Origin of the sequence: Flexithrix dorotheae DSM 6795, from assembly GCF_000379765.1 — a bacterium.
GTDB lineage: Bacteria > Bacteroidota > Bacteroidia > Cytophagales > Flammeovirgaceae > Flexithrix > Flexithrix dorotheae.
In genome coordinates, this window is record NZ_KB903441.1 from 20,533 (window position 1) to 46,061 (window position 25,529).

The window sequence follows — 25,529 nt, forward strand, 5'->3', positions numbered from 1 at the left end:
AATCAATAAGTGAAAAAACCAGTGCCAATGAGAATTAGAAATTTCAATATTTACTTCATTTTCGGATTACTTTACTTACTCAACCTTCCCGCTTTTGGGCAGGTAATAGAAGATGAAGCATACCTGAAAAAGGATATTGAAATTAAAAAAGTAGATGAAAAAACCTGGCAGGAAGTTGTATCAGGGATGGATTTTGAGGGAAATTCCAGCAAAAAAGATATGATTGAATCTTCTGATAAAGAGGGACAAAGAAAGGAAAATGCAAAGGAAGTTTCAGATAGTGAATATTCAGGGCAACTAGAAGTCCCTATTCCAACGGCAATATTGGAAATTTTCAAATTCATTTTTATTGGACTGGCCGTGGTAATTATTGTTTTTCTACTTTTTCAAATTGTGAAAGGTTCGTCTGGTATTTCCTTAAATACAAAAATTAAAAATGAAGAAGAAGTGGGCATTGAAGAATTAAGCCATGAAATGCCCCGATCTGAATTAGAAATCGCACTGGATGAAGCCCTTAAGCAAAAAGATTTCAGGAAAATAATCAGAATATATTATTTAATCAGTATCAAAGAATTATCTGAAAGAAACCTGATTAAATGGAAAAAAGATAAAACCAATTATAATTATATTGATGAAATAAGAGGAAAAAGTGGTCTGGAGCCATTTGAGCCACTAACTATTTTATTCGAGTGGGCGTGGTATGGCGATCAAAAACCAGAGGAATCCAAATTCCAAAAAGCAGAAAACCTCTATCAATCTTTATTAGAAAATTTAAAACAATATCCTTCAGGTGAATAAAAACCAGAGATTATATCTTATCATCGGGGTAGTTTTGGTGGCTATTGGGGCATTCTTTTTTCTCAACTATAGTAATGAAAAAAGATATTCCTGGAAAGAAACCTACAAAAAAGATGAGGTTCAGCCATACGGTTCATTTGCTGCTGCAGAATTGCTTAAAACCCTATATCCCGATTCTGCTTTTATGGAAATAAAAAGATCGGTAAGTAAAGAACTGTTGATGGATGAGACAGGCCTGAGTAATTATATCTTTATTGGAGCTAATTATTATTTGTCTTCTGCTGATATTGACTCTTTACTTAGGTTTATGGATGAAGGAAATAATGTGTTTATCTCCTGCAAAGTAACCCCTTCAGACTTATTGGATACCATATTCAGTTACCAATATTGTTATGATAGCTATAGCGCATTTGACCTTTGGGAAGATACAATAGATTATCTACCGGAAGAATTAAATTTAATTACAGATTCTGTTATCACCACCAACTTTTATCACGATGAATTAAAAAGGGAGGAGCCTTATAAGTTTAAATTAAAGCATCCAAACAAATATTCCATGTATGCTACCGCTCCTTATTTCCTGGATTCGGCAGATTGTTTTACTCCTATCAGTAAGCTGGGATACATAAATGACCATAGCCTTAATTTTATCAAAATAGAATTTGGAAAGGGAAATCTTTATTACCACACTCAACCGGTATTTTTCACCAATTATTTTTTGAGAGAAAAGGAAGGTCTGGAATATTTCGAGAAATCAGTTTCTCACCTTACCAAAGGGAAATTATATTGGGATGAAGCGAGCAAAATTCCTTTACAATACGATGATTTCAATAAAGCAAGAAGTCCATTATCATTTATTTTAAGTCAAAAAAGTCTGCGGTGGACCTGGTACCTGTTAATCGTTTTGGTGGTCATTTATTTGTTGGTGTTTTCCAAAAGAAAACAGAAAATCATCCCTTATGTACCCGCTCCGGCAAACTCATCCATCAGTTATGCAGAGACTATTGGTAGGTTGTATCTTGGACCAGGCGGACACCGTAAAATCATTGCTCTCAAAATGAAAATGTTTCTGGATCATTTGAGAACAAGATATAATATCCATTTGCATGAGTATAATGAGGAGGAAATTAAACTTATTAGCAGGAAATCCGGAATTGGACAAAATGAGGTTCAGTACATATTTGATAAATTCGATGAATCAAAAAAAATAGAAAAGGTGACTGACGAATACCTCATTAAGTTTTACAAAGCCATAGAGGATTTCTACAAGAATTGGAAATAAAAATTAAAGAAACACTTATTTAAGAAATATATAAAATGGAGGACATAACAGACAATAATCCAGAGGAAAACAATAATGATCCTATTGAAAATACACCAGAAGTAAATCCTATTCAGCAGCCTATGATTAATCAGTTAGACGCTGATATTCTGGCCTTTAATCAATTCATTCGAAAGATTAAGGGAGAATTGAAAAAAGTAATTGTGGGCCAGGATAAAATGATCAACCTGCTCATGGTAGGATTATTCGCTGATGGCCATATTATTTTGGAAGGAGTTCCGGGAATTGCCAAAACACTTACGGCAAAACTTTTTTCCAAAACCATTTCGGTGGATTTTTCCAGAATCCAGTTTACGCCTGATTTAATGCCTGCAGATGTAATTGGCACTATGGTTTTCAATGCCAAAACCACAGAATTCGACTTTAAAAAAGGTCCTATTTTCTCCAATATAGTATTGATTGATGAGATCAACAGGGCTCCGGCAAAAACCCAATCCGCACTATTCGAAGTAATGGAAGAAAGGCAAATTTCTGTAGATGGCACTACTTATAAAATGGAAGAGCCCTATATGGTTTTAGCCACCCAAAACCCAATTGAACAGGAAGGAACTTACAAATTGCCCGAAGCTCAACTGGACAGATTTGTATTTAGAATCAGGCTAAATTACCCTTCTTTAGAAGAAGAGCAGTATTTACTCAGAAAGTTTAATACGCCTACAAAACGAAATGATTTATTAAATATCAGTACGGTAATTAATGCAGATGAAATCAAAAAGTTTCGGGGATTGATCAACCAGGTACATATCAGCGATCAGCTTACGGATTATATCGCTCAGATCATTCATAATACCAGAAACAATGGAGATTTGTTTTTGGGTGCTTCTCCCAGGGCTTCATTGGCCATTATGCAAACTTCCAAAGCTTTTGCAGCCATTCATGGAAGAAGTTTTGTAACTCCGGATGATATACAGCAAATGTGCTATCCGGTACTGAACCATAGGGTGATTCTTAACTCAGAAAAGGAAATTGAAGGCACAGAACCTGAAGAAATTATAAAGGAAATTATCACTAAAATTGAAGTACCCCGATGAAGGGAATCTATAGAAATTTTTATTTATCCCCACTGTTTTTCAAGATTTTTGGCGGCATAACAGCCTTGTTTGCTATTAGTTTTGTGATGCCAGTGCTTTTCCCCATCGCCCAAACCTTATTGGTACTTGGAATGGCCCTTGTAATTGTAGATTTCCTCCTAGTTTTTAATAAGGGTATAAAATTCAGTGCAGAAAGGATAATTCCAAAAGTTTTGTCTCTGGGATATGAACATCAGATCAGTATTAACCTTACCAATGAAGGAAATTCATTCCTGGAAATTAATACAATAGATGAACTACCTTATCAGCTCCAGAAAAGAGACTTTTCTTTTAAAACCCAACTAAAACCCAAACAGGGTAAACAGGCTCAGTACCATATAAGGCCATTGGTGAGAGGAGCCTACCAGTTTGGAGATATTATTCTTTTTCTAAATTCCAGGATAAACCTGGTTGTTAGAAGATATCCTATTTCACAAGAAGCTACGGTTCCGGTATACCCATCGATTGTGGACATGAAAAAACTGGAATTAATCACACTGTCAAAGATTGCCTTAAATGAAGGGATTAAAAGAATAAGGAGAATTGGGCACAGTCATGAATTTGAGCAAATTAAAAATTATACGGCCGGAGATGATTATCAGAAAATTAACTGGAAAGCATCGAGTAAGGGAATGGGGCTAATGGTAAACCATTATGAAGATGAAAAATCTCAACAGATTTACTCGGTAATTGATAAAAGCCGGTCCATGAAAATGCCTTTCAATGGACTAAGTCTTTTGGATTATTCCATTAATTCAAGTCTGGTCATTTCCAATACTGCATTGAAAAAAATGGACAGGGCCGGGCTGTTTACCTTTTCCGAAAAAGTGGATACCGTGATTAAGGCACAAAGAAACCAGACACAATTGAAGCGAATTATTGATGCCTTATACAATGAAAAAGAAGGGGTGGCCGAAGCCAATTATGAATTGATGTACAGATATCTGAGAAAATCTATTTCCGGTAGAAGTCTGCTTTTTTTATATACCAACTTTGAGAGCAAATATGCCCTGCAAAGGGTTTTGCCAATTATTCGACAATTAAATAAATTACACTTATTGGTAGTAGTGATTTTTCAAAATACCGAACTGATTAATTACTCAAAGGAAAAGGCTAACAATGTAGAAGAAATTTATTTTAACACCATTGCCGATAAATTGATCTACGACAAAAAAGAAATTGTGCAGGAGATCACCCAGTTTGGCATTCAAACCATTTTAACCCATCCGGAAAACCTTTCTATAAATGTGATCAATAAATACCTGGAATTAAAATCCAGAGGATTGATATAAAAAAAGCATCCGGTTAATTCCAGATGCTTTTGGTTGTTTAATTTCGAAACCTTTTTTGCTAATTTTTCATCAGCTTTATTCTTTCCATTTCTTTCCCCACGATAATATTAGCAAAATAATACCCGGCAGGAAGGTTCATAAACTGATCACCCATATTTTTCACAAAACTTCCAGCCTTTTCTTCTTCTTTTAATGACAACACATGATTACCCATCTGGTCGTAAACCATGATTTCTACAGGATCTTCAGTGTCCTTGGAAATAGCCAGATTCAATTCTTCTGTAAAAGGATTAGGATAAGCTAAAACTTCAAGTGGTTTGGTTTTTATGGCTTTTACAGAAATCACATTACTCAAGGCAAATTTCCCATTATAATCAACTTGTTTCAATTGGTAATAGGCTGTTCCCATAATATTATGATCAATATAAGTATATGTATTTAACTTATCCGAGCTTCCTGTCCCTTCAATAAATGTCAATGGTTCAAAATCTTTTCCATTCCAGCTCCTTTGCAACTCAAAACCACTATTATTTAATTCAGAGGCAGTTTTCCACGTTAGGTTTGCATTTCCATCTAAAAATTCTCCTATGAAACTTACCAATTCGATTGGAAGAGTAACAATAAATCCACTGGGAATTCCAAATGTACCACTTGTATTTCCATTATATTCAGTATTTGGTAAACCTAGGCCGTTCAAAATTCCGTTTGCAATATTTACACAAGTACTGTTAGAACATGCATTCCAAACAACTATATTATCAATTGAAATAAATCCTAAACCCTCACCTAATGCCCCAATCCCCTCACTTATTTCACCTCCATCCAGATAAATTCCTGAATTTGATCCACCTAAGTTTAAAGAAGGTAGGTTTATTCCGCTATTATCCATAAATAACTCTCCTTTAATCACCATCTGCACATTGTCAAGTGTAATATCATCCCCTGATATTTCTACTACATGACCAGATTCAATCAAAATAATATCATCATCTGCCGGAAGTCTGGCTGGAGTCCAAGTACTAGTACTTCTCCAATCTCCACTTCCAACTGAGGTAATAGTTTCCTGAGCTTGTAATTTTCCTGACATGGAAATGAAACTTATCAGCGAAATAGTAAATATTTGGTATAGATATGGTGTATAATTCAATTTCATAAGTTTATTAATTAGTAGTTAGGTTTTTTGGTAAATGGTAAACGGATAAATCTTCTTCACCATGTTAAACCAACGAAAAAACTACTAAAAGAATAAAAATAACCATATCATTTGTTAGAATATTACAATAAAAAAATGATTCTGCGCGAACAAAGCAGAATCATTCCGTTATTTAAAACCCTAAAAAATTATCCCCTTACACTAGCCGCAGGGATTCTTTTTACCAAATCTGTCATTTGGGCCTGACTTTCCTGGCCTATGGTAAAACAATCTACAAATTCCTGTCCCAGGGCATATTGCAAACATTCGTCAGGTTTTCCGGTTAATTGTCCTCCACCAAATATCTTCATCCCTATAATTCCTTTGCCCTGCGCCTTCATTTTTTTCAACACTTTTACTACTGTAGGCACATCTGCATCCATCCTGGCACCATCAGGATTTATCCTGGCCAAATCGACCTGCACCCAGTCTGAATCCGCTGCAGCTTTTAAAGCCCCCAATGTATGGCAGGACACACCGTGAGCCTTAATCAAGCCATCTTCTCTTGCCCTTGACAACACATCCATTGCCCCCTGTTTTTGGGTTGGCCAGTTGGAATCCATCATGCAATGTAATAACATAATATCCATATAATCTGTCCCAATTTCCTGCCTAAACCTGTCCAAATCAGCCTTCATTTCCTTTTCTGTGGTTGCATGGGTTTTGGTCAGAATAACAACCTTTTCTCTGGGAATTCTCTTCAAGGCTTCCTTCAAATGTGGATGTGTTCCATACTGATCAGCCGAATCCCAGAAAAATACGCCATTATCTAAGGCAGCTTCCATTAAATCAGCCACTCCTTTTACACCCAGCTTCCTGGTCTGGTTAGAACTTTTGTTCACCCCATGAGTACCAGTACCCATGGCCAGTCGGGAAACTTCTATTCCTGTATTGCCCAACATAATTTTATCATGAGCATATTTCTTGGTTGTTCCGGCAAACAAGTGATAGGGAAATGGATTAAGTGTAGCCATACCGGCTGCTACTCCTGCAGAATTTCTAATAAAATGTCTTCTTTTCATGGATTGATCAGTTGAAAAAGTATGGGTAGATTTTACTTAATTAATGCTTTACAACAAAGTGGCACATTTTTAAAAAAATAGCCTTCGATTTATTGCTTAAAAATTACTTCTCTTAAGTTAATAAGAATACTGATGAAAGTAAAGCTATATGGGCCAGATTGGTTATTTTTTAGGTTGAACGGGTTTCTTTAATTACCAATACCAAATATTTCATATTCTGCTATCTTAATTCTTAATCCTAATTTCAAGAAAATCCCTTTGTTTACGCTTAAGCCCATTTTTAGTGGAATAAAGTTCACGAAATCGTTGAAGAATTTACACACTTTTATTTAAATCCCTTTTTCATAAATTAAATAACACGCTGATATACAGCAACTTCCACAAAAGCCTATCCTCTGGCACTATCTTTCAATTATAATTGGCAAATAAGTTTAGGCAAGCATTGTAAACTACTGGAAACAAATGGTTTACAATACTTGATTTTGTGAAGAATGAAATTTTTTGAGCAACATGAGTCCAAAAGTTTGGCTAGCTCACAGGATAAAATCACATGCTTAAACCAATAAATTAACTTAAAACCAATAACAACTATGTTTAATAAATTATTAGAAGGATCGATAATAAGACCTTACAGAGCCAGAAGAGGAGGTTCTGATACGGGTCAATTGATAAAACCAGCATTTTCAAGAAAATATGAGGCAGTAATCGCCGCAGCTATTATTGTGGTATTAAGTTCAATTACCGCAATTGCACTTATTTTCTAATCCAATCATCAAAGCATTGAACCCATTTCAGGGTAATTCCTGAAATGGATTTTAAGAATCAATTTAATTAACCACAAAACTTATAATTAACCATGAAAACACTAATTGCCCTATTATTTTCTTCACTAATGACGATCTCTCCATTGTTTGCCCAGGAGGATTATTTTGTTGCTGCAGACAAATTACCAGAAACAGATTTCAGCCAGTATAAAACCTACGACTGGAGTTCTTTCAATAAATTCAAATATTATACTTTCTACAGTTTGAATGATATTTCTCTAAAAAGTGATATTATCAATGCTATAGAATCCGAATTAACCGGGTTAGGTTTTGAAACTGCCTCTAACCCCGATGTAATGGTAAATTTTATGGTCTTTGAAAAACCTACAAAATTTAAAGGTTATAAGGAGAATAACGATCCAGCCAATGACTATTTACATGACTATTTTCTTTCAATGGAGCCCAAAGGAGACCTGATCACTAAAGAATATGAATTTCAGGAAGGAACACTTCTTATTCAGATGGTGGAAGTAGAAAGCGGTAACATGATCTGGCAGGGATACGCTTCAGGAATTATGGACAACAATATTTTCAATAGGAAAAAAGACAATATTGAAGAAGCTGTAGAATTAATTTTTGAAAAATATCCGGCAAGAGCCGATCAGTTTGAAAGTACTGGAAGATAATAAATAGTACCCTGAATTTTATTTAAAAGAAATGAGAAAAACATCCGTCAAACAATCTTCAGATCAGGTGACGGATGTTTTCTGGATTGAACCCAAAAAACATAAAAAAATGAGATATTTCAATATAATTTTATCCATATGCATGTTGCTCTCAGTAATGACATCATGTAATCAAAAACAAAATTCGGAAACCAGAGCTGATGAAATAATTTCCCTTGAACCCTCTCCGGGAAATAGTAAACAATTCACCATAGTTAAACATGAAAAAGACACTCCTGAAATAGGAGAAAAAGCCATTGCAAAACTTTCCGGTGCAAGTGGAAGCGATCTGGTTGGAGAGGCTATCTTTACTCAGATAGATGAAAACACAGTCAATATTAATGTTCATATTATGGGAGTTACGCCAGGTGAACATGCCATTCATTTACATCAAAATGGTGATTGCTCTGCACCCGATGCCACTTCAGCAGGAGGCCACTGGAATCCTACTGGTGATGACCATGGAAAAAGAACAGAATCCTCAGATTTCCACAAAGGAGATATTAGCAATATACCAGTTGGGGAAAATGGGAAAGGAATGCTTTCCATGGACGTAAAAGGCTGGACGATTGGTGGAGACGATAAATCAAATATTTTAAATAAAGCGGTAATTATTCATGCCAGCGCAGATGATTTCACTTCCCAGCCGTCAGGGGCAGCAGGGAAAAGGATAGGATGTGGGGTTATAGAATTGGCCGTACAATAATAAATTGCAAAATAGAAAAGGGTTTGGATCGGGTTATTGGACCGATTTGAACCCTTTTGTTTTTAAAACCATTTACCTAAATGCATTCCTGTATTTTTTTAAATTAAAACCTTCTCTTATGTCCTCTGAAAAAAAACCTGATTTTTCTGGCTTAAAAGCTATTTTTCTCAATTGTACGCTAAAAAAATCTCCCCAAAAATCTCACACGGATGGCCTGATAAAACTATCCATGGATTTAATGCAAAAAAATGGAGTGGAAACGGAGCTGCTCAGGCCGGCTGATTACACCTTACCACCCGGGGTGTATCCCGACATGACTGAATATGGCTATGAAAAAGATGACTGGGTGGAGATGAGCAAAAAGGTTTTGGCTGCAGATATTTTAGTTTTAGGCACTCCAATCTGGCTGGGGGAAAAATCTTCCATCTGTACCAAAATTATTGAGCGATTATATGCCCTTTCAGGTGAAACAAACGACAAAGGTCAGTACATTTACTATGGAAAAACCGGAGGATGTTTAATCACTGGAAATGAAGATGGTGTAAAACATTGCTCTATGAGCATTTTATATGCACTCCAGCATATTGGGTATACTATTCCTCCTCAGGCAGATGCCGGCTGGATCGGAGAAGTAGGCCCAGGCCCCTCCTATTTGGACGATGGTTCTGGTGGACCTGAAAATGATTTCACCAACAGAAACCTCACTTTCATGACTTACAACCTGATGCACACTGCCAAAATGCTAAAAGAAAATAATGGCATAACTGCTTACGGAAATCAAAGAAACAAATGGGCTGATGGGGAAAGATTTGGATTTGACAATGCTGTTTTGAAGTGAAAAATAACTTAATTTTCCTTAGCATCACAAACACATCTTACTGAAAAACGCCTTTGTTTTTTGGGTTTACCCTCCACATTGTGATGATGGGCATGTTTCACCATACCATCTTCTCTGATATGCACATGTGGCTGAGGTAAATCCTGAATATCTTCTTCTATCCACATGGTAGTCTGGGTTTGTTCCACCCTTTTTTTACCCTGTATCCAGCCAGTAGATAACATATTGAAATAAATAGAGTCGTGAAGAAAGGTGATTCCTAAAACGCCTTCCGAACTTATCGGGATCTTGTTACTTATAATCTCCTGTTTTATAAATTTTACAGAATCCTGAGGGATATTTAGCGTATCCATTAAATAATGTAGGGCTGATGTATATTCCGCCCATGTGGGGACTCTCCATCCATTAGGACAGGCTTTCGGAAGATCTTCAGGATAATAATAATTCCCAATTGCACACATGGAATCTTTCGGATTTTGAAAGCACCAGCTCGCCTTGGTTTGATATTTCAAATTAGACCGAAACCACCAATGGCTTCCAACTTTCACAAGTTCGTAAATATTTCCATCTCTGGGATCTTCAAAATAGTCCTGTGCTTTTAGGATGGGTGAGGCCATGAGCAAAACAAATAAAATCAGTAATTTCATTTATTTATTGGTTTAAAACCTTAAAAAGCAGACCATTCTTTAATGCTGCTTTGGTGATGGTAAGTTGAGCAAAACAAGCATTTTGAAGTAGATAATCCACCAGGCAGGAAGCCACTACAATCATGTCAGCTCGTTCGGCCAACATTCCGGGAATTTCCAGTCTTTCACTTTTCGATTTTACAATTAATTCCTTGTGCAAATCCTTATACTCCTGAATGGAAACTTGCATTTCCATCAGTGGAACTAATTCAGGCTTATTTATTTTTTCAGCATAAATCGCTTTGAAAGTACTAAAGGCTCCCGCACAACCTATCAAAACAGCAGGTTTATGCATCAATATTTGTGCATTGACTTCCTTCAGACTTTCAGAAAGAAATTGATTCAGCTTTAAGATTGCCCCAGAAGAAATAGGATCAGTTTGATGGAATTGGTCGAAAAGGCGCTGCGCCCCTATTTCAATGCTTTTCTTCCATAAAAGCTGATTTTTATTACAAAAAATAAATTCCACACTTCCTCCTCCAATGTCCAGGATTAATGCATTTTCATCCCCTAAAGTAATATTCGATTTCACTCCCAGGTAAATCAATTCAGCTTCTTCATCTCCGGAAATTGTTTGAGGTTCAATCCCAGTTTTCATCTTTATTTCAGCCAGCACTTCTGCACCATTTTTAGCACTTCTTAAGGCACTTGTGCCCATGGTTTCAATTATATCCACCTGAAAACTATCAATTATTTTTCTATAATGGCTTAAGGTATCAATAGCCCTTTTTGCTGCTTCAGGGGTAATTTTCCCATTACTTATCCCCCCTTTTCCCAGCATTACAAAAATTCTTTCTTCATGCAAAACTTCAATACTTCCCTTCTTCTTTTCTCCAATTAATAAGTTAAAAGTATTAGTCCCTAAATCTAAAACTGCCGCTTTCATTTTTTTTCGGTTGAAATGATGCCAATTGTACTGTGCTCCATATTTTCCTTTCCCCCATAATGAGAGGTTTAAACTTATCCTTTTTCGAAAAGATTAAAAAATTAAATTGCTTTATCCGAATATTTATTAATTTTCTGCCAGTTAACTTCCAATGAGCATGAAAGCATTATTCGTAGTAAATCCCATATCCGGAGGGCTGGACAAAACCCCATTTCTCAACCATGCAGAGCTGGTTTGCAGGAAATATGCTATTGAATATGAGATTTTCAAAACCACAGGAGAAAACGATAATTTCAAATTACAAAAGGTTTTAAAAAAGTTTAAACCAGATCGTGTGGCAGCAATTGGCGGGGATGGCACTACCCTATTCTGTGGAACTAATTTGATCAAATCAAAAATTCCCCTGGGAATCATTCCATTTGGCTCGGCAAACGGTATGGCCACCGAACTCAATGTGAATCAGGAACCAGACCTGGCTTTATACGATTTTTTACTTTCTCAATACATTGCCGACCTTGATTTAATCCTGGTAAATAATAAGCATTATTGCCTCCATATTGGTGATGTTGGGCTAAATGCAGCTGTTGTAGAAGGTTTTACCAATGATGAAAACAGGGGAATGCTTACCTATGCCAAGCATTTTATAAGTGAGGTCAGAAAAGCAACTCCTTTTGAGGTAGAAATTGAAACTGACGAAAAAAGCATTGTTAAAAAAACCTTTATGGTGGCTTTGGCCAATTCCAGGAAATATGGCACCGGAGTGGTACTAAATCATAAGGGCAATCCTTTTGACGGGAAATTTGAAGTCGGATTGGTTAGAAATATTGATATCGATTCCCTTGTAAAAGCAGGCCTGACAAAATATTTCGAAGATTTAGCAGAAGACTACTCCGGGATATCCATTAGTTGTACAAAAGCAAAAATTAAACTGGAAAAACCGATGATGCTACAATTGGATGGAGAATTAATAGGCAAGGTTTCGGAAATAAAAGCCGAAGTTGTCCCCAGAGCTGTAAAATTTATCACACATTCCGAAAATCCATTTTTGAGTTAGGGGAAAGTTATAATTCCTTACAATAATTTCAATAGTGGGGAAATAAATTCCGTAACCTTCAGGCTAGTTCCAGAGGGATGAAACATTAATAACCTCGCATGCAATGCAGGGAAGGATATGATCAGAAATCAACTCCAGATGGGGTTGAATATGGAATCGATTTTTGAACCCCATCAGGGGCTCTGAAACTTTCTTATATTTTTACCCTGTATGAAATCCAGGGCTATTTATATTAAAATCCTTGTCAGGGTTTACTTATCTGGTTAGACAAAATATTCATGAGAATGTTCGAGAAGGGGGATTGTATCCCCAATGAGTCCGAAAGTCACAAACTTTCTTTTATTTGAAGGCTCATGTAAATGCTTCGTCTGATACTTAAGCCAGCTAATTTTTTTATCAAAAACCTCTTGAAAATCAGCTATTTTCCCTTCCATAATTTAACTTTAACCACCATTACCAACTGGCAATTGAAAAAAATTGTCCCACCTTTTTACTAACTTAAAACACAACAACAATTTAAAACTACAAACATGTCAAAATTTAGTACTTACCTATTTCTATTAATTTTCATTATTTCCTGTCAGTCTGAAGAAGAAGCTGATATGGTGATCAAAAATGGTGTGATTTACACCATGAATGAAGCACAACCACAAGTGGAAGCAGTGGCAATTACTGATGGAAAAATTATTTTTGCCGGGCCTTTAACCAAAGTCGAAAAATTTATTGGAGAAAAAACGGAGGTCCTGGACCTTGAAGGAAAAGCCATGACTCCGGGTTTAATTGAGTCACATGCGCACTTTCTTGGTGTGGGCTACAACAAATTAAATCTGGACCTGCTACATACCACCAGTTATGAAGAAATTGTGGATATGGTAGCTGAAGCAGCCAAAAATGCAGAGCCTGGAGAATGGATTCAGGGCAGAGGCTGGCACCAAAGCAAATGGGATAGTTTACCAGAAAAAATGGTAATGGGATTCCAAACCCATGATTTGCTCAGTGCTGTTTCCCCCGATAATCCGGTTTATCTGAAACACGCCAGCGGCCATGCAGGATTTGCCAATGCCAAAGCCATGGAAATTGCAGGAATTAAAAACATTGACCCAGAGTTTTCAGGAACAAAGGAAGTGGAGGGAGGAGAAATCATTAGAGATGAATTGGGAAACCCTACCGGAATTTTCAATGAAACTGCCATGAGACTGATTACAAAACACATCCCAAAAAATTCAGTAGAATCTCATAAAAAGGCAATTGCTTTGGCTTCTCAGGAATGTTTAGAAAATGGCATCACCAGTTTTCACGATGCTGGTGCAGACAGCCTGGATATTGCAGCCTTTAAAGCAGTAGTGGAAGAGGGGAATCTGAAAACCAGACTTTATGTAATGCTCAGCAGTGGTGATACGGCTCAACTTAAAAGATGGTACCAGACCGGCCCCCTGGTTGGGCATGGGGACCATTTCCTTACCATTCGATCCATTAAACTTTATGTAGATGGTGCACTGGGTTCCAGAGGCGCCTGGTTATTGCAGGAATATGAGGACAGGCCAAATCATTTTGGGCATGAAACTACACCTATGAATTTTGTGGAAATGGTAGTGAATGAAGGGTTAGCCAACGGTTTTCAGGTTTGCTCGCATGCCATAGGAGACAGAGCCAACCGGGAAGTTTTAGATACGTATGAGGCTGCATTTAAAGCTAACCCTGAAAAAGCCGGTAATCACAGATTCAGGATAGAGCACGCCCAGCACCTTACAGAAGAAGATATTCCACGATTTGGCCAGTTGGGAGTAATTCCAGCGATGCAGGCTATCCATATGAGTTCGGATCGTCCCTGGGCCATCCATCGATTGGGACTGGCAAGAATTCAGGAAGGCGCATACGTCTGGAAAAAGCTTTTGGAATCGGGAGCTGTGGTGATTAACGGAACGGATGCTCCCGTTGAACCCATTAGTCCGATTGCCTCATTCTATGCTTCAGTTTCCAGAAAAACATTAAAGAAAGAACCAGAAGGAGGTTACGAACCTTCACAGAGGATGTCCAGAGAAGAAGCATTGCGATCTTATACACTTGATGCCGCTTATGGTGCATTCGAAGAAGATATTAAGGGATCGATTGAAGTGGGAAAACTTGCAGATTTTACAGTTTTTTCGAAAGATATCATGACAGTGCCAGAAGGTGAAATTCTGGATACTGAAATCCTTTATACGATATTGAACGGGAAGGTTGCTTACCAAAAATAATCTTCTTTGAGACAAAAAAAGGCTATTGAATTTTAAATTCGATAGCCTTTTTTCTTTGCTAATGCTTTAAATTTCCGAGATTTGGACCTGAAAAAAAATAAAGGAGCATAGCAATGGAATTGAAGGAAATTATCAGTCAGGAATTAGATGCGGCTAAAACAGTATTAGATAAATTTTTAGCAGATAAAAATAATATTGCCACAATTGAAACGGCTGCAAAAGCCATGGTTGAGGCCATGAAAAATGGGAATAAAGTAATTTCTTGTGGAAACGGAGGTTCACATTGCGATGCCATGCATTTTGCAGAAGAACTGACTGGCAGATACAGAGAAAACAGGCCTGCACTCCCAGCCATGGCCATTTCCGATGTCAGTCATATTTCGTGTGTGGGAAATGACTATGGATACGATCAGATTTTTTCGAGATTTATTGAAGGGATGGGAAAAGAAGGAGATGTGTTACTTGGGATAAGTACCAGTGGAAACTCAGGGAATATAGTAAAGGCTTTTGAAATGGCTAAAACCAAAGGCATCACCAATATTTTATTAACCGGAAATGATGGCGGGAAACTAGCTCCCTTAGCAGATATAGAAATCAGAGTGCCACATTTTGGCTTTGCCGACAGGATTCAGGAAATCCACATCAAGGTTATTCATATTTTGATTCTATTGACAGAGAAATTGATGTTTGGGGAGTGATGGAAGAAAAAAACTCAAAAATTAACCGATGGTGCATGCGCCAGGCTATGGAACGGCTACTGGACTTTATGTAAATTCACTTAATAGTTAAGCCTGGCAATCTCCTTTAGCTAATTGACAATATTTTTCACTATTGTCGGAATCCACTTTTTCAATTTAAGATTTAACCCAATTGAAAGAACACCTAAACAGACCGACATAATTCCTATAAACATTATGGAATTATCAGTAAAGAAATAAAATAATATACTACTTGAAATAGATGTCATCAAAAACACAGTCACATTTTTCATAGCAATGATGGATTAATTGGAAAAAGTTGAAGATCGGGTGTAACCTGTGATCAAAAGGATTCAAATCACCAATACTTTACATTCCTTCCAAAAGCTTTTTCAATCTTTCATAGGCTTCATCTCTGGCTTTTTTGTTAGCTTCGGTGGCATCTGGTTCTTGACCTGCTCTCATAAATCCATGCCCTGCGCCCTGGTAGATGATAGGTTCGTAAACTTTATCTGCCTTTTCCATCATTTTTTCCGAATCGGGAATAGTGGCATTTACCCTGTTATCATTTCCCCCATAAAAGCCATAAACCGGAGCCTTTATCTTTTCAATTTCTTCCTGATTTTTTGGCCCTGTTCCGTAAAATACAAATGAAGCTTCTGCCTTCTCATTATTAGTGGCAAATCTGAAACACTGTGAGCCTCCCCAGCAAAATCCCATGACAGCAACTTTGCCATTTGCTGCAGGAAGTTTTCCCACATAATCAAATACTTCATCCAAATCATTAGTCACCTGTTCAGGATCAAGGGCATAAATAGCAGTTCTGGCAGCATCCGAATTTTCAAAAGAGGAAGTGTTCCCGCCATCAGGTCCGGCACCGGATAATAAATCAGGGGCAATGGCAATGTAACCCGCTGCAGCTATTTGATCGGCCATACTCCTGGCCCAGTCATTCAAACCTCTGTTTTCGTGTATCACTACCACCGCAGTGGCTTTTTCCGAAACTTCTGGATATACTAAAAAACAATCAACCTCCCTTTCTCCATATTTTACTTTTACCCATTCATGATGCCTGGGAGAATCTTCAAGACTCTTTATGATATAATCCTGGGCATAAGCCAGCTGAGCCATAAATAATAATGTTGGCAAAAGGAGAGGTTTCAAGAATTCAATTTTTTTCATTAGGAAATAGAAGATTAATTAGCGCATTAAATTTAATTAACCTTCTTTACATTCCCTAATCCATATAGCTTCCCCTCCTTATAGAGAAACTACAGCTTTAATCACCCCTGAGGCAGGATCGAGCCATTTATCAAAATTTGCGATCATCTCTTCAAATTTAGCCCGGTGGGTAATCCAAGGGTTGGTATCAATCTGGCCTTCTTCTATCATTCTGATAATCTGTTTAAAATCTCCTGGAAGAGCATTTCTACTAGCCATTAAGGTCAACTCTTTTTTGTGGAAGTAAGGATCATGGAAAGCAAAATCACCTTGAAATAATCCAATAAACACAATTCTACCTGCTGATGCTGAATACTCCAGAGCCTTGGCCATAGAATGTTTATTTCCCGTAGCATCCAATACCACGGTAGGTAAATCTCCACCAAACTGAGCCCTTAAATCCGCTTCAGTCTGATCGGTTCCTGCCACAACTGTTCCATCAATATCAATGGCTTCGCTGCTAAAATCAAGTCTGTTTTTATTGATATCCATTACTACCGTTTTGGCTCCGGCAGCTTTGGCAAAAACCGCTGCTGCAAGTCCAATTGGGCCAGCTCCCACTACCAAAACATAGTCTTCTGAGGTGACTTTTGCCCTGTTCACCGCATGGCAGCCAATCCCTAAAGGTTCTACCAAGGCCAACTGATCGTAGGATAGTTTTTGAGAGGCATGTAAATATTTGGCAGGCATTTTTATCAGCTCTCTCATTCCCCCATCCTGATGTACACCGAATACTGAAATATTTTCCCCGCAGTTGGTAAACCCTCTTCTCACAGCCTGATCCATTGTCTTATTCTGATAAGGCTCTACCGAACATTTATCCCCAACTTTTACATTTGTAACTTCTGCACCTACTTCCAAAACCTCTACTCCAAGTTCGTGTCCAAGTATTCTTGGGTAATTAAAAAAAGGCTGATTACCAGAATAAGCATGGTAATCTGTTCCACAAATACCTATCCTGTGTACTTTCAATAAAGCTTCATCTGGAGCAAGAGACAAATCAAATTCTTTATCTAAAAATTCAAATTCACCTGGCTGATTTAATATTACTGTTTTCATTTTGTGATTTTTTTAAATATTTCTCGTAGAAATAATAGTTTCGGTAATTTGGTTAAATAAGGCTTCTGATAAACCTCCGGCATTCCAGTCTTTTACTGTTGAAGCAATTTGCTGCGGGATTCGGGCTCCCATTACAATTCTATCCGCTTCATTTATTGAAAAAAGATAGCGTTGAGCAAGCGAAGATATTGATAAGCCTGCTTCATCAGCTATTTTTTTAACTGCTTTTGCGGTTGCAATGTCCATATGGGTTACCCATTCGGTATTTGGCGGATTAGCCACATGCTTTTCAAATCTATTTCCAAGCAAACCCATATGGAGGGCTGAAGCTGCGTAATATTTAATGCCCTCTTTTTTAAATTTTGGAATATCTTTTTCGAACCCGGAAAGATTACAGGCATCCATTTTTAGAAATCCTGAAACAACCTCAAAGTTTTCATGGGTAATGAATGGTCGAAATTCATCAGTTGGGTTGCCCCCTACTCCAATACTTTTGGTAAAACCATTCGCCTTAAAGGATTGTAAAGTTTCCAGAATAGCCTCTATTTGATCCAACGGAACCAAATGGGGCTCATGTAAAAAAAGTAGGTCCACCTGATCTACCCCCAGCCTTTCAAGACTGGTCATCAGGCTTCTTTTCATGCTTTCCGCAGAATAATCTACATAACACTCATCTGCTTTAATAGCCGGAAGCCTGCCTACTTTGGTGGAAATAAAAGGCACTCCCCCTTTCCATTGTTTTAAGGCTTTGCCTACAAATTCTTCCGATCGGTTATACGATGGAGAAGTATCAATGGAAGAAATTCCATTTTCAAAAGCATACAGCAAACAATCAATGGACTCAGTTTCATTTACCTCTCCCCAAACGCCACCAATTCCTGATGCTCCATATACCAATCGGCTTCCTTTCTCAAAGCCTTCACATTTATAAATTTCTTTTCTATAGGTCGGTTTTAACTCATTCATTTCCAAAAGCTTTAACTTTTTTTGGGTGGTATTCCCAAAATCCTGATTTACAGTTACAAACATATTACATTACCCCTCCTGAATCCAGTTAAAGGTTTTCCTTGCATTTTGAAGCCTTGTGCAATTGATTTTCGGATGATATTTTATAAACATCCTTCAATTTTTTATACATTTAAAAAAACTCTAAACCTGACTCCTCAGATTAATCATGTATACAAGAAGAGATATTCGCTTTAAGGTAATTGTCCGGTTTGCCTGGAAAAACATTATCATATTCCTTTTCTGGAGTACCCTGGTCACCTTTTTATTTATCTATTTTCTTTCGAAAGGGACCAATATTGGAATTCCTTTTTTGCCACTCACTACCATTGGCATAGCGGTGGCATTTTATTTAGGATTTAAAAACAGCCAGTCATACGACAGGTTTTGGGAAGGGAGAAAAATTTGGGGAGGAATAGTGAATTACAGCCGAACATGGGGAAATCAGGTGCTCTCCTTTATCCAGAATCATCCCGACTCAAAAATGACGGATGAAGAACTGATAAATATTAAAGAAGCAATGGTAAGAAGGCAACTGGCCTGGATAAATTCACTCAGAATACAACTGAGAAATACCACTATTTTCGATAGAAAAAACATTTCTTATACACCTGATTTTGGGTTGAAAAATGACCGGGAATGTAAAGATTGCATTGCCTTTTTCCTTCCTGAAGGAGAATACGAACAGGTGAATGACAAAGCCAACACCGCGGTTCATATTATCAGAAAGCAGGGCGATATTTTAGATGAATTAAATAAAAAAGGACTGGTTAACCATTTCAGGCATATTGATATGATGAAATCTCTGGAAGAATTTTATAACCTTCAGGGCAAATGCGAACGGATAAAAAACACCCCTTTTCCAAGACAATATGCTTATTTCAGTTCAATATTTGTCTGGATATTTATTTTCCTGCTGCCTTTTGGTCTTGTAGAACAATTTAATGAAATAAAAGGTCAGGCCAGTGTCTGGCTTACCATCCCTTTTACCGTACTCATTGCCTGGGTATTTTCCACCATGGAAGCGGTGGGAGATAATAGCGAGGATCCATTTGAAAACTATGTAAATGATGTACCCATATCTGCCATTTGCCGGACAATTGAAATTGATTTGCTACAAATGATTGGGGCCAAAAACATTCCCCCAAAGTTACAGCCTATTGATGATGTCCTCCTTTAATGGAAAGAAAACCACTTAATTTTCAAGCTTAATCATGCATAAATTGATGGTTTTTTAATCGAAATTGAATGATTTCAGGGAAAATCGCTCAACAAAAACTTAACTATAAATAGTGAGCCAATGATAAAATTACCCTGAAGGTAATACTAATTCCTCTTTATTTTTCTACTTTTGTAGTCCCATTCACTTGGGGTGAATTATCTTAATTGATTTTTCATTTTCAATTTAGTAGAAAGATTTTGGATGTGGCTCTTTAGCCACATCTAATCTTATTGGCTTACCCTCCTTTACTCAAAATCACTCCTTTCTTTTCAGAACCCTGCTTAAAATTAAGTTCCTGTTAAATTGATTTTTATCCTTCAATTTAATTAGGAATCTTTTCAGCTTTAATTAACTTTAACCATTGGTTTGGAACCAGGATAAATGCCCCAATTTTATCAATAAAAACAGGGTGTTTCCATAAAGAGATTGAGAAGCTAGAACCACCAGATTAATATGACAACAAATTATTCCATATTCAGGCAAAAAGTTGAATCCCTCATACAACAAAGTAATTATATAAGTCGTGACCTGAGCTGGTTACAATTCAATTACCGGGTGCTCGACCAGGTAAAAAAACCCGAAAGAGGTGTGTTGGAAAGACTAAAGTTTCTGGCTATTACTGCTTCAAATCTGGATGAGTTTTTCATGATCAGGGTGGGTAGTTTATACAATTATATTGACTACGAAAAGCAAAGACTTGATTACTCAGGGCTTAGAGAAGAGCCCTTCAGAGCTACATTACTTGAGGGATTACATGAATTTGTTGCCGAACAAAATAACATCTTTTCAAAGGAACTCACGCCTCTTTTTTCCAATGAAAACTTTAGCATTGCTAATATAAAAGACTTATCAGACTCTGAAAAAAGCGAGGTTTCAACCTATTTTAAAAAGACGGTTTTCCCCATGCTCACTCCAATGGTTTCCGATAACTACCGGACATTTCCATTGCTCATGAACAAGGTGTTGTTTTTCGGGATTGTGACTATGGATGAGTTTGAAGGGAAAGAACAAAAGAAGATTTCATTTGTTCAGATTCCTCAAAACCTACCCAGATTTTACGAGATTTTCAGGGAAAACGAGATCATTTTTGTCCCAATAGAGGAAATCATAAGGGAATATATTCATAAATTATTCCGAAATGTGGAAATAATTGCCACCAACCTGATGAGAATTACCAGAAACGGTGATTTTACACTGGAAGAAAGTGAGGATATTGAAACGGATTTCATTGAAGAATTAAAAAGGAAACTTAAAACCCGGAAAACCGGCCGGGTAGTCAGGCTGGAAATCGAGCCCAATGCATCCAAATGGATGATCAGGAGGCTGATGGATATTTGGGAAATTGATACTTTTAATATTTTTGAGAATAATAAGATTCTTGACCTGACCGGTTTGTGGCAGATTATTAACCACAGCGCATTTAAGTATAATTTGCCCCCATCAAAAAAATTGGTAGAGCCGCTTTCCATGCGGGATTTGCAAAACGAAAACATCTTCCAGACTTTCAAAAAAAGAGATGTTTTGCTTCATCATCCATTCAACTCCATTGAGCCACTTTTAAAATTAATAGAAACTGCAGCCGAAGACCCTAATGTACTGGCCATAAAAATTACCATTTACCGATTGGCAAAAGACTCCAGAATTACAGCTGCCCTTTTGAAGGCGGTAGAAAATGGGAAACACGTATCGGCCTTATTCGAAATAAAAGCCAGGTTCGATGAGGAAAACAACATGGGAGAAGCCAAAAAATTACAAAATGCTGGCTGTTTTGTAATACATGGCATTGGTACTTTAAAAACCCATACCAAAATGCTTTTAATCGTGCGGAAAGAAGGGGAAAAAGTAACCCGGTATGTGCATATGGGTAGTGGTAATTACAATGAAGACACTTCAAAACTGTATACCGATATTGGCTTTATCACTACAAAAGAATATTACGCCAACGATGTATCTGAATTTTTCAATGCCATCACTGGTCATTCCCATCCAAGAAAATATGATTACCTGCTTACTGCCCCTACAGACATGAGAGAGCAGCTCTTAACCCTCATTGAAAAAGAAGCCAAAAACGCAAGTGCCGGTCTTCCAAGTGGAATAATCATGAAAATGAATTCACTTCAGGATGACAAAATAATTGATGCATTGTACAAGGCTTCGGGAGCAGGAGTACCCATCAAATTAATTGTGAGAGGAATTTGTTGTATCAGGCCCGGGAGGAAAAACCTTAGTGAAAACATTACGGTTATTTCTATTGTGGGAAATTTCCTTGAGCATTCCAGAATTTTCTATTTCCATAATAATGATGATCCTACTGTTTATTGTGGTAGTGCAGATGCCATGGTAAGAAGTTTTGACAGGAGAATTGAGTCACTATTCCTATTTGTAGACAAAAGATGCAAAAAAGAGGCAATGACTATTTTGGATTTTAATTTGAAAGATAATGTAAATTCTTATCTTATGCAGGAAGACGGAAGTTATGTAAAAGTTGAGATGGAAGGTAAAAAAGCATTTGATTCTCACAAAGAATTTTACAATATTACAGATGAAGCAGTAGAAAAAACCAAGTTATTTTGATTTTAGGCCAGTAATCATAATATTGCAAAAGGGGACTTTGCTGCTTTTTTATTATTCAATATTAAAGGGACTTATTTAGATCTATTCCTTTTACCAGGATTAATACCACAATAGAGAATAGTAGGCATTTTTTCTTTTATTAAGGACTCCATTTCTGAGTGTTTAATGTCGTGGCATGCTCATCCTTTTAATGGTTGTAAAACCATTGATTAACCTTATACTTAATCAAAAGTGATAGTAATAGCTGCTATCCGGTGAGGGAAAAAACTTTGTCTATTTTTATTAGTTCGATTAATAGTGGGAATTATCATATTTCAATTCAAAAAGACTTAATAATTCGATTATGGAGCTATTTGGTACCAAATTAAATGCAAATCAGGACTTAAATAAAGGGGATGTACTTATTGCAGAGCCTTTTTTAAATGACCCTAACTTTTCCAGATCAGTAGTATTACTTTGTGAACATCAGGAAGAAGGGTCATTTGGTTTGGTGGTTAATAAGCCTGCATTATTAAGTATTGAGGAATTATCTGAACATCTTCATGGCAATAACGAAGTATTTATAGGAGGCCCGGTAGAGCAAAACACATTGCATTTTATCCATAAGTTTAAAGATTTGGAAGATGCCATTCCCTTAAGGGATGGAATTTACTGGGGTGGAAATTTTGAGCAATTGAAATCGCTTAATTTAGCAGGTCAGGTGGATAGTACCAACTGCCGCTTTTTTATTGGCTATAGCGGGTGGAGCCAGCAGCAATTAAAGGATGAACTGGTCCAGAATTCGTGGGTAATTTCGAGAATAGCCCTAAATTTCCTTTTTGATATTGCACCTGAAGATTTATGGCAAAAAACATTACGACAAATGGGTGAAAAATATAAGATGTTATCAAATTATCCAACCGACCCAAGGTTAAATTAAATTCATTTTGTTAGTTTTGTTTTCTAATACAACCAGGAAGAGTATGATTGAAGATAAAGAACCGAAACCTGAACAACAGCCAACCAAGGCTGAAAATGACAGTAAGGTTGAAGAAAACCTAATGAATCAAGAAACTAATAAGGCCTCCGAGCAGGTTAATAAAGAAACTATGGAAAAAAACGATGGATTGGAGGACGATAAAACTTCAAATCAGGAAAGTGAAGAGGGAGCTGCTGGTGAAGAAATAAAGAAACAAACTGTAAGCGAAGAACTTAATAAAAAGGCGGAAGAAGATACTGAAGAAAATGTTGCAGCAGAATCTACTGAAGCAACTATAGAGAATAAAGAGGAAGAGACACCTGCCCCAATAGCCGGGAAAAATCCAGCCAAGGATCAAGACCAGAATGTGGTATCAGAAGAAAAACCTGGTGATGTAACGGAAGAAAAAGAAGAAGAAATTGAGGAGGATGAAGAAGATGAACTTGATCAGTTGGTGGAAGAAGACTTTTCTCAATATTCCATGCAGGAATTCGTGCAATTGAGTAAAAATTTGCTGAAAGAGGAGGACTTAAGAAAAGCTGATCAGATATTTAAAAAGGCCAGAGTGGAGGTTGAACAACTGCAAGATACTGAAGAAGCGGAGGCCCGCGCCAAATACAAGGAGGCCAATAATGGTGAGGAAGAAGGATTTGAATTTAAGGGAGACCCTTTGGCAAAAGAATTCTTTGACAATCATAAAGCCTTACTTCAAAAGAAAAAATCCTATTACGCCAATCTCAATAAAGAAAGAGAAAATAACCTGAAGGCCAAACAGGATCTGATAACTGAATTAAAAACTTTAGTGGAAGCTACTGATCAGGCAGGTAGTATGGCTAAAATTAAAAATATTCAGAAAACCTGGAAAGAAATCGGTTCTGTTCCGCAAATTGAAGCAGAAAATCTATATAAAACTTACAGCGCCCTTTTGGATATGTTCTATGACCAGAAAAGTATAGAATATGACCTAAAAGAACTGGACAGAAAGAAAAACCTGGAGACCAAAATTGAACTTTGCGAAAAGGCTGAGGCACTTTCGGAAGTTGAAAATATAAATTCTGCCATTCAGCAGCTCAATCAGTTGCATGATGAATACAAGCACACCGGTCCTGTTCCAAAAGAAAAGCAGGAAGAGGTTTGGGAAAGATTTAAAGCTGCGTCTGACAAACTCTACGACAAGAAAAGGGAGTTTGCAGAAGAATACAAAAAAGTGCTTCAGGAGAATATGAAGCTAAAGCAGGAACTTTGTTTAAAATTAGAACCGTTCCTGGCTTTTGATTCAGACAGAATTAAAGAGTGGAATGAAAAAACGAAAGAACTACTGGCCATTCAGGAAGAATGGGAAGCCATAGGACCACTACCAAGGGAAGTAGCCAAAGATATTAACAAACAGTTTTGGGGTAATTTCAAGGCCTTTTTTGCCAATAAAAACAAATTCTTCGAAAAACTGGAAGAAACCCGAAAAGAAAACCTTAAAATAAAAGAGGGTTTGTGTGAACAGGCTGAAGCGCTTAAAGACAGTACTGACTGGAATAATGCAGCAGATAAGCTTAAGAAATTGCAGCAGGACTGGAGAAAAGTAGGCCCAATTCCTGAAGCTCACCGGGATAGCATTTACGCCAGATTTAAGGCTGCCTGTGACCACTTTTTCGAAAGAAAAAGAAACAAGAGATCGGAACAGGAGAAAGAGTTTGTAGAGAATTTTGAGAAGAAATTGGCTATTTGCAAGCAAATAGAAGAACTGGCCAATCAAAACTCTGAGGATTTTGACAAACTAAATTCCCTAAAAGAAGCGTATATGGCCATTGGTTATGTACCCAGAAAAGAAATTAATAATATCCTTGAATCTTTTATTTCAGCAATAGATCTTTTCTATCAGAACCTGCCCGGACTTGATGATGATAAGAAGGAGGAATTGAAATTAAAAGCACATGTGGATATTTATAAGGAATCGCCAAACCTTCTGGCCAAGCTGAGGAAACAGGAGCAGGGAATCAGGAAGAAGATATCACATCTTGAAAATGATATCGCATTGTGGGAAAACAATCTTCAATTTTTTGCCAATTCGAAAACGGCTGATAAATTAAAGAAAGAATTTAGCGAGAAAATTGATGTGGCGAATAAAAAATTAATCGATTTAAAAGCTCAATTAAAACTCATACGAAAGATTAACTAGATTAATC

General features: G+C 37.1%; 22 protein-coding genes. 15 read left to right on the plus strand and 7 right to left on the minus strand.

The window, feature by feature from the left end; translation table 11 throughout:
• The first annotated feature begins 27 nt into the window (after positions 1 to 27).
• Genes A3EM_RS0114415 through A3EM_RS0114430 form a run of 4 tightly spaced genes read left to right on the plus strand, consistent with a single transcriptional unit; the run spans position 28 to position 4,502 of the window.
• Entirely contained in the window at positions 28 to 798 is a 771-nt protein-coding gene (locus tag A3EM_RS0114415; RefSeq protein WP_157637893.1) for a hypothetical protein, read from the plus strand.
• Positions 791 to 2,080, plus strand: a complete 1,290-nt coding sequence (locus A3EM_RS0114420) for a DUF4350 domain-containing protein (RefSeq protein WP_020528927.1) — start codon at positions 791 to 793, stop codon at positions 2,078 to 2,080. Before A3EM_RS0114415 ends, A3EM_RS0114420 begins: the two co-directional genes overlap by 8 nt.
• A 35-nt stretch (positions 2,081 to 2,115) precedes the next feature.
• On the plus strand, positions 2,116 to 3,171 hold the full coding sequence (locus tag A3EM_RS0114425) for an AAA family ATPase (RefSeq protein WP_020528928.1): 1,056 nt from the start codon (positions 2,116 to 2,118) through the stop codon (positions 3,169 to 3,171).
• Entirely contained in the window at positions 3,168 to 4,502 is a 1,335-nt protein-coding gene (locus tag A3EM_RS0114430; protein WP_020528929.1) for a DUF58 domain-containing protein, read from the plus strand. Before A3EM_RS0114425 ends, A3EM_RS0114430 begins: the two co-directional genes overlap by 4 nt.
• 58 nt (positions 4,503 to 4,560) lie before the next feature.
• Here A3EM_RS0114430 and A3EM_RS0114435 read toward each other — a convergent pair whose 3' ends face one another.
• Together A3EM_RS0114435 and A3EM_RS0114440 are read right to left on the minus strand one after the other, a co-directional pair.
• On the minus strand, positions 4,561 to 5,655 hold the full coding sequence (locus A3EM_RS0114435; protein ID WP_083925236.1) for a T9SS type A sorting domain-containing protein: 1,095 nt from the start codon (positions 5,653 to 5,655) through the stop codon (positions 4,561 to 4,563).
• Between the two features lie 188 nt (positions 5,656 to 5,843).
• A complete protein-coding gene (locus A3EM_RS0114440) occupies positions 5,844 to 6,716 on the minus strand; it encodes an aldo/keto reductase (RefSeq protein ID WP_020528931.1) in 873 nt (290 codons plus the stop codon).
• 590 nt (positions 6,717 to 7,306) lie between these two features.
• Here A3EM_RS0114440 and A3EM_RS47545 point away from each other — a divergent pair.
• The 4 genes from A3EM_RS47545 (at position 7,307) to A3EM_RS0114460 (ending at position 9,749) form a co-directional block, all read left to right on the plus strand.
• Positions 7,307 to 7,480, plus strand: coding sequence for a hypothetical protein (locus A3EM_RS47545; RefSeq protein ID WP_020528932.1), 174 nt, complete (start codon positions 7,307 to 7,309; stop codon positions 7,478 to 7,480).
• A 92-nt stretch (positions 7,481 to 7,572) separates the two neighbouring features.
• Complete coding sequence (locus A3EM_RS0114450; protein WP_020528933.1) at positions 7,573 to 8,166, plus strand: DUF4136 domain-containing protein; 594 nt, start codon at positions 7,573 to 7,575, stop codon at positions 8,164 to 8,166.
• Between the two features lie 31 nt (positions 8,167 to 8,197).
• Positions 8,198 to 8,911 (plus strand): superoxide dismutase family protein, encoded by a 714-nt coding sequence (locus A3EM_RS0114455; protein WP_020528934.1) that lies wholly within the window; start codon positions 8,198 to 8,200, stop codon positions 8,909 to 8,911.
• A 118-nt stretch (positions 8,912 to 9,029) separates the two neighbouring features.
• Positions 9,030 to 9,749 carry a flavodoxin family protein gene (locus A3EM_RS0114460; RefSeq protein ID WP_044238552.1) on the plus strand — a complete coding sequence of 240 codons (720 nt, stop codon included), beginning with the start codon at positions 9,030 to 9,032 and terminating at the stop codon, positions 9,747 to 9,749.
• An 8-nt stretch (positions 9,750 to 9,757) separates the two neighbouring features.
• Here A3EM_RS0114460 and A3EM_RS0114465 read toward each other — a convergent pair whose 3' ends face one another.
• Together A3EM_RS0114465 and A3EM_RS0114470 are read right to left on the minus strand one after the other, a co-directional pair.
• Positions 9,758 to 10,396 (minus strand): FISUMP domain-containing protein, encoded by a 639-nt coding sequence (locus tag A3EM_RS0114465; protein WP_020528936.1) that lies wholly within the window; start codon positions 10,394 to 10,396, stop codon positions 9,758 to 9,760.
• Between the two features lie 4 nt (positions 10,397 to 10,400).
• On the minus strand, positions 10,401 to 11,321 hold the full coding sequence (locus tag A3EM_RS0114470) for a Ppx/GppA phosphatase family protein (RefSeq protein ID WP_020528937.1): 921 nt from the start codon (positions 11,319 to 11,321) through the stop codon (positions 10,401 to 10,403).
• Positions 11,322 to 11,478: 157 nt separating this feature from the next.
• Between A3EM_RS0114470 and A3EM_RS0114475 the strand changes: the two genes are divergently transcribed.
• From A3EM_RS0114475 to lpcA, 3 genes are all read left to right on the plus strand, one after another.
• Positions 11,479 to 12,375, plus strand: coding sequence for a diacylglycerol/lipid kinase family protein (locus A3EM_RS0114475; RefSeq protein ID WP_020528938.1), 897 nt, complete (start codon positions 11,479 to 11,481; stop codon positions 12,373 to 12,375).
• 530 nt (positions 12,376 to 12,905) lie between these two features.
• On the plus strand, positions 12,906 to 14,612 hold the full coding sequence (locus tag A3EM_RS0114485) for an amidohydrolase (protein WP_020528940.1): 1,707 nt from the start codon (positions 12,906 to 12,908) through the stop codon (positions 14,610 to 14,612).
• Between the two features lie 113 nt (positions 14,613 to 14,725).
• On the plus strand, positions 14,726 to 15,310 hold the full coding sequence (gene lpcA / locus A3EM_RS0114490; RefSeq protein WP_020528941.1) for a D-sedoheptulose 7-phosphate isomerase: 585 nt from the start codon (positions 14,726 to 14,728) through the stop codon (positions 15,308 to 15,310).
• A gap of 369 nt (positions 15,311 to 15,679) precedes the next feature.
• Here the strand turns inward: lpcA and A3EM_RS0114495 are convergent, their stop codons facing one another.
• From A3EM_RS0114495 to A3EM_RS0114505, 3 genes are all read right to left on the minus strand, one after another.
• On the minus strand, positions 15,680 to 16,459 hold the full coding sequence (locus A3EM_RS0114495; protein WP_245576510.1) for a dienelactone hydrolase family protein: 780 nt from the start codon (positions 16,457 to 16,459) through the stop codon (positions 15,680 to 15,682).
• A 111-nt stretch (positions 16,460 to 16,570) separates the two neighbouring features.
• Positions 16,571 to 17,590, minus strand: a complete 1,020-nt coding sequence (locus A3EM_RS0114500; RefSeq protein WP_020528943.1) for a zinc-binding alcohol dehydrogenase family protein — start codon at positions 17,588 to 17,590, stop codon at positions 16,571 to 16,573.
• A gap of 12 nt (positions 17,591 to 17,602) precedes the next feature.
• Positions 17,603 to 18,619, minus strand: a complete 1,017-nt coding sequence (locus A3EM_RS0114505; RefSeq protein WP_020528944.1) for an aldo/keto reductase — start codon at positions 18,617 to 18,619, stop codon at positions 17,603 to 17,605.
• 145 nt (positions 18,620 to 18,764) lie between these two features.
• On the opposite strand from A3EM_RS0114505, the gene A3EM_RS0114510 reads away from it, so the two are divergent.
• The 4 genes from A3EM_RS0114510 to A3EM_RS0114525 all read left to right on the plus strand — a co-directional run bounded on the left by A3EM_RS0114510 (position 18,765) and on the right by A3EM_RS0114525 (position 25,522).
• A complete protein-coding gene (locus A3EM_RS0114510) occupies positions 18,765 to 19,775 on the plus strand; it encodes a bestrophin family protein (RefSeq protein WP_020528945.1) in 1,011 nt (336 codons plus the stop codon).
• Positions 19,776 to 20,270: 495 nt separating this feature from the next.
• Entirely contained in the window at positions 20,271 to 22,391 is a 2,121-nt protein-coding gene (gene ppk1, locus A3EM_RS0114515; RefSeq protein ID WP_020528946.1) for a polyphosphate kinase 1, read from the plus strand.
• A 343-nt stretch (positions 22,392 to 22,734) separates the two neighbouring features.
• Positions 22,735 to 23,310, plus strand: coding sequence for a YqgE/AlgH family protein (locus A3EM_RS0114520; RefSeq protein ID WP_020528947.1), 576 nt, complete (start codon positions 22,735 to 22,737; stop codon positions 23,308 to 23,310).
• A gap of 43 nt (positions 23,311 to 23,353) precedes the next feature.
• Positions 23,354 to 25,522: a DUF349 domain-containing protein gene (locus A3EM_RS0114525; protein WP_020528948.1), complete on the plus strand. Its 2,169-nt coding sequence runs from the start codon at positions 23,354 to 23,356 to the stop codon at positions 25,520 to 25,522.
• Positions 25,523 to 25,529 lie beyond the last annotated feature (7 nt).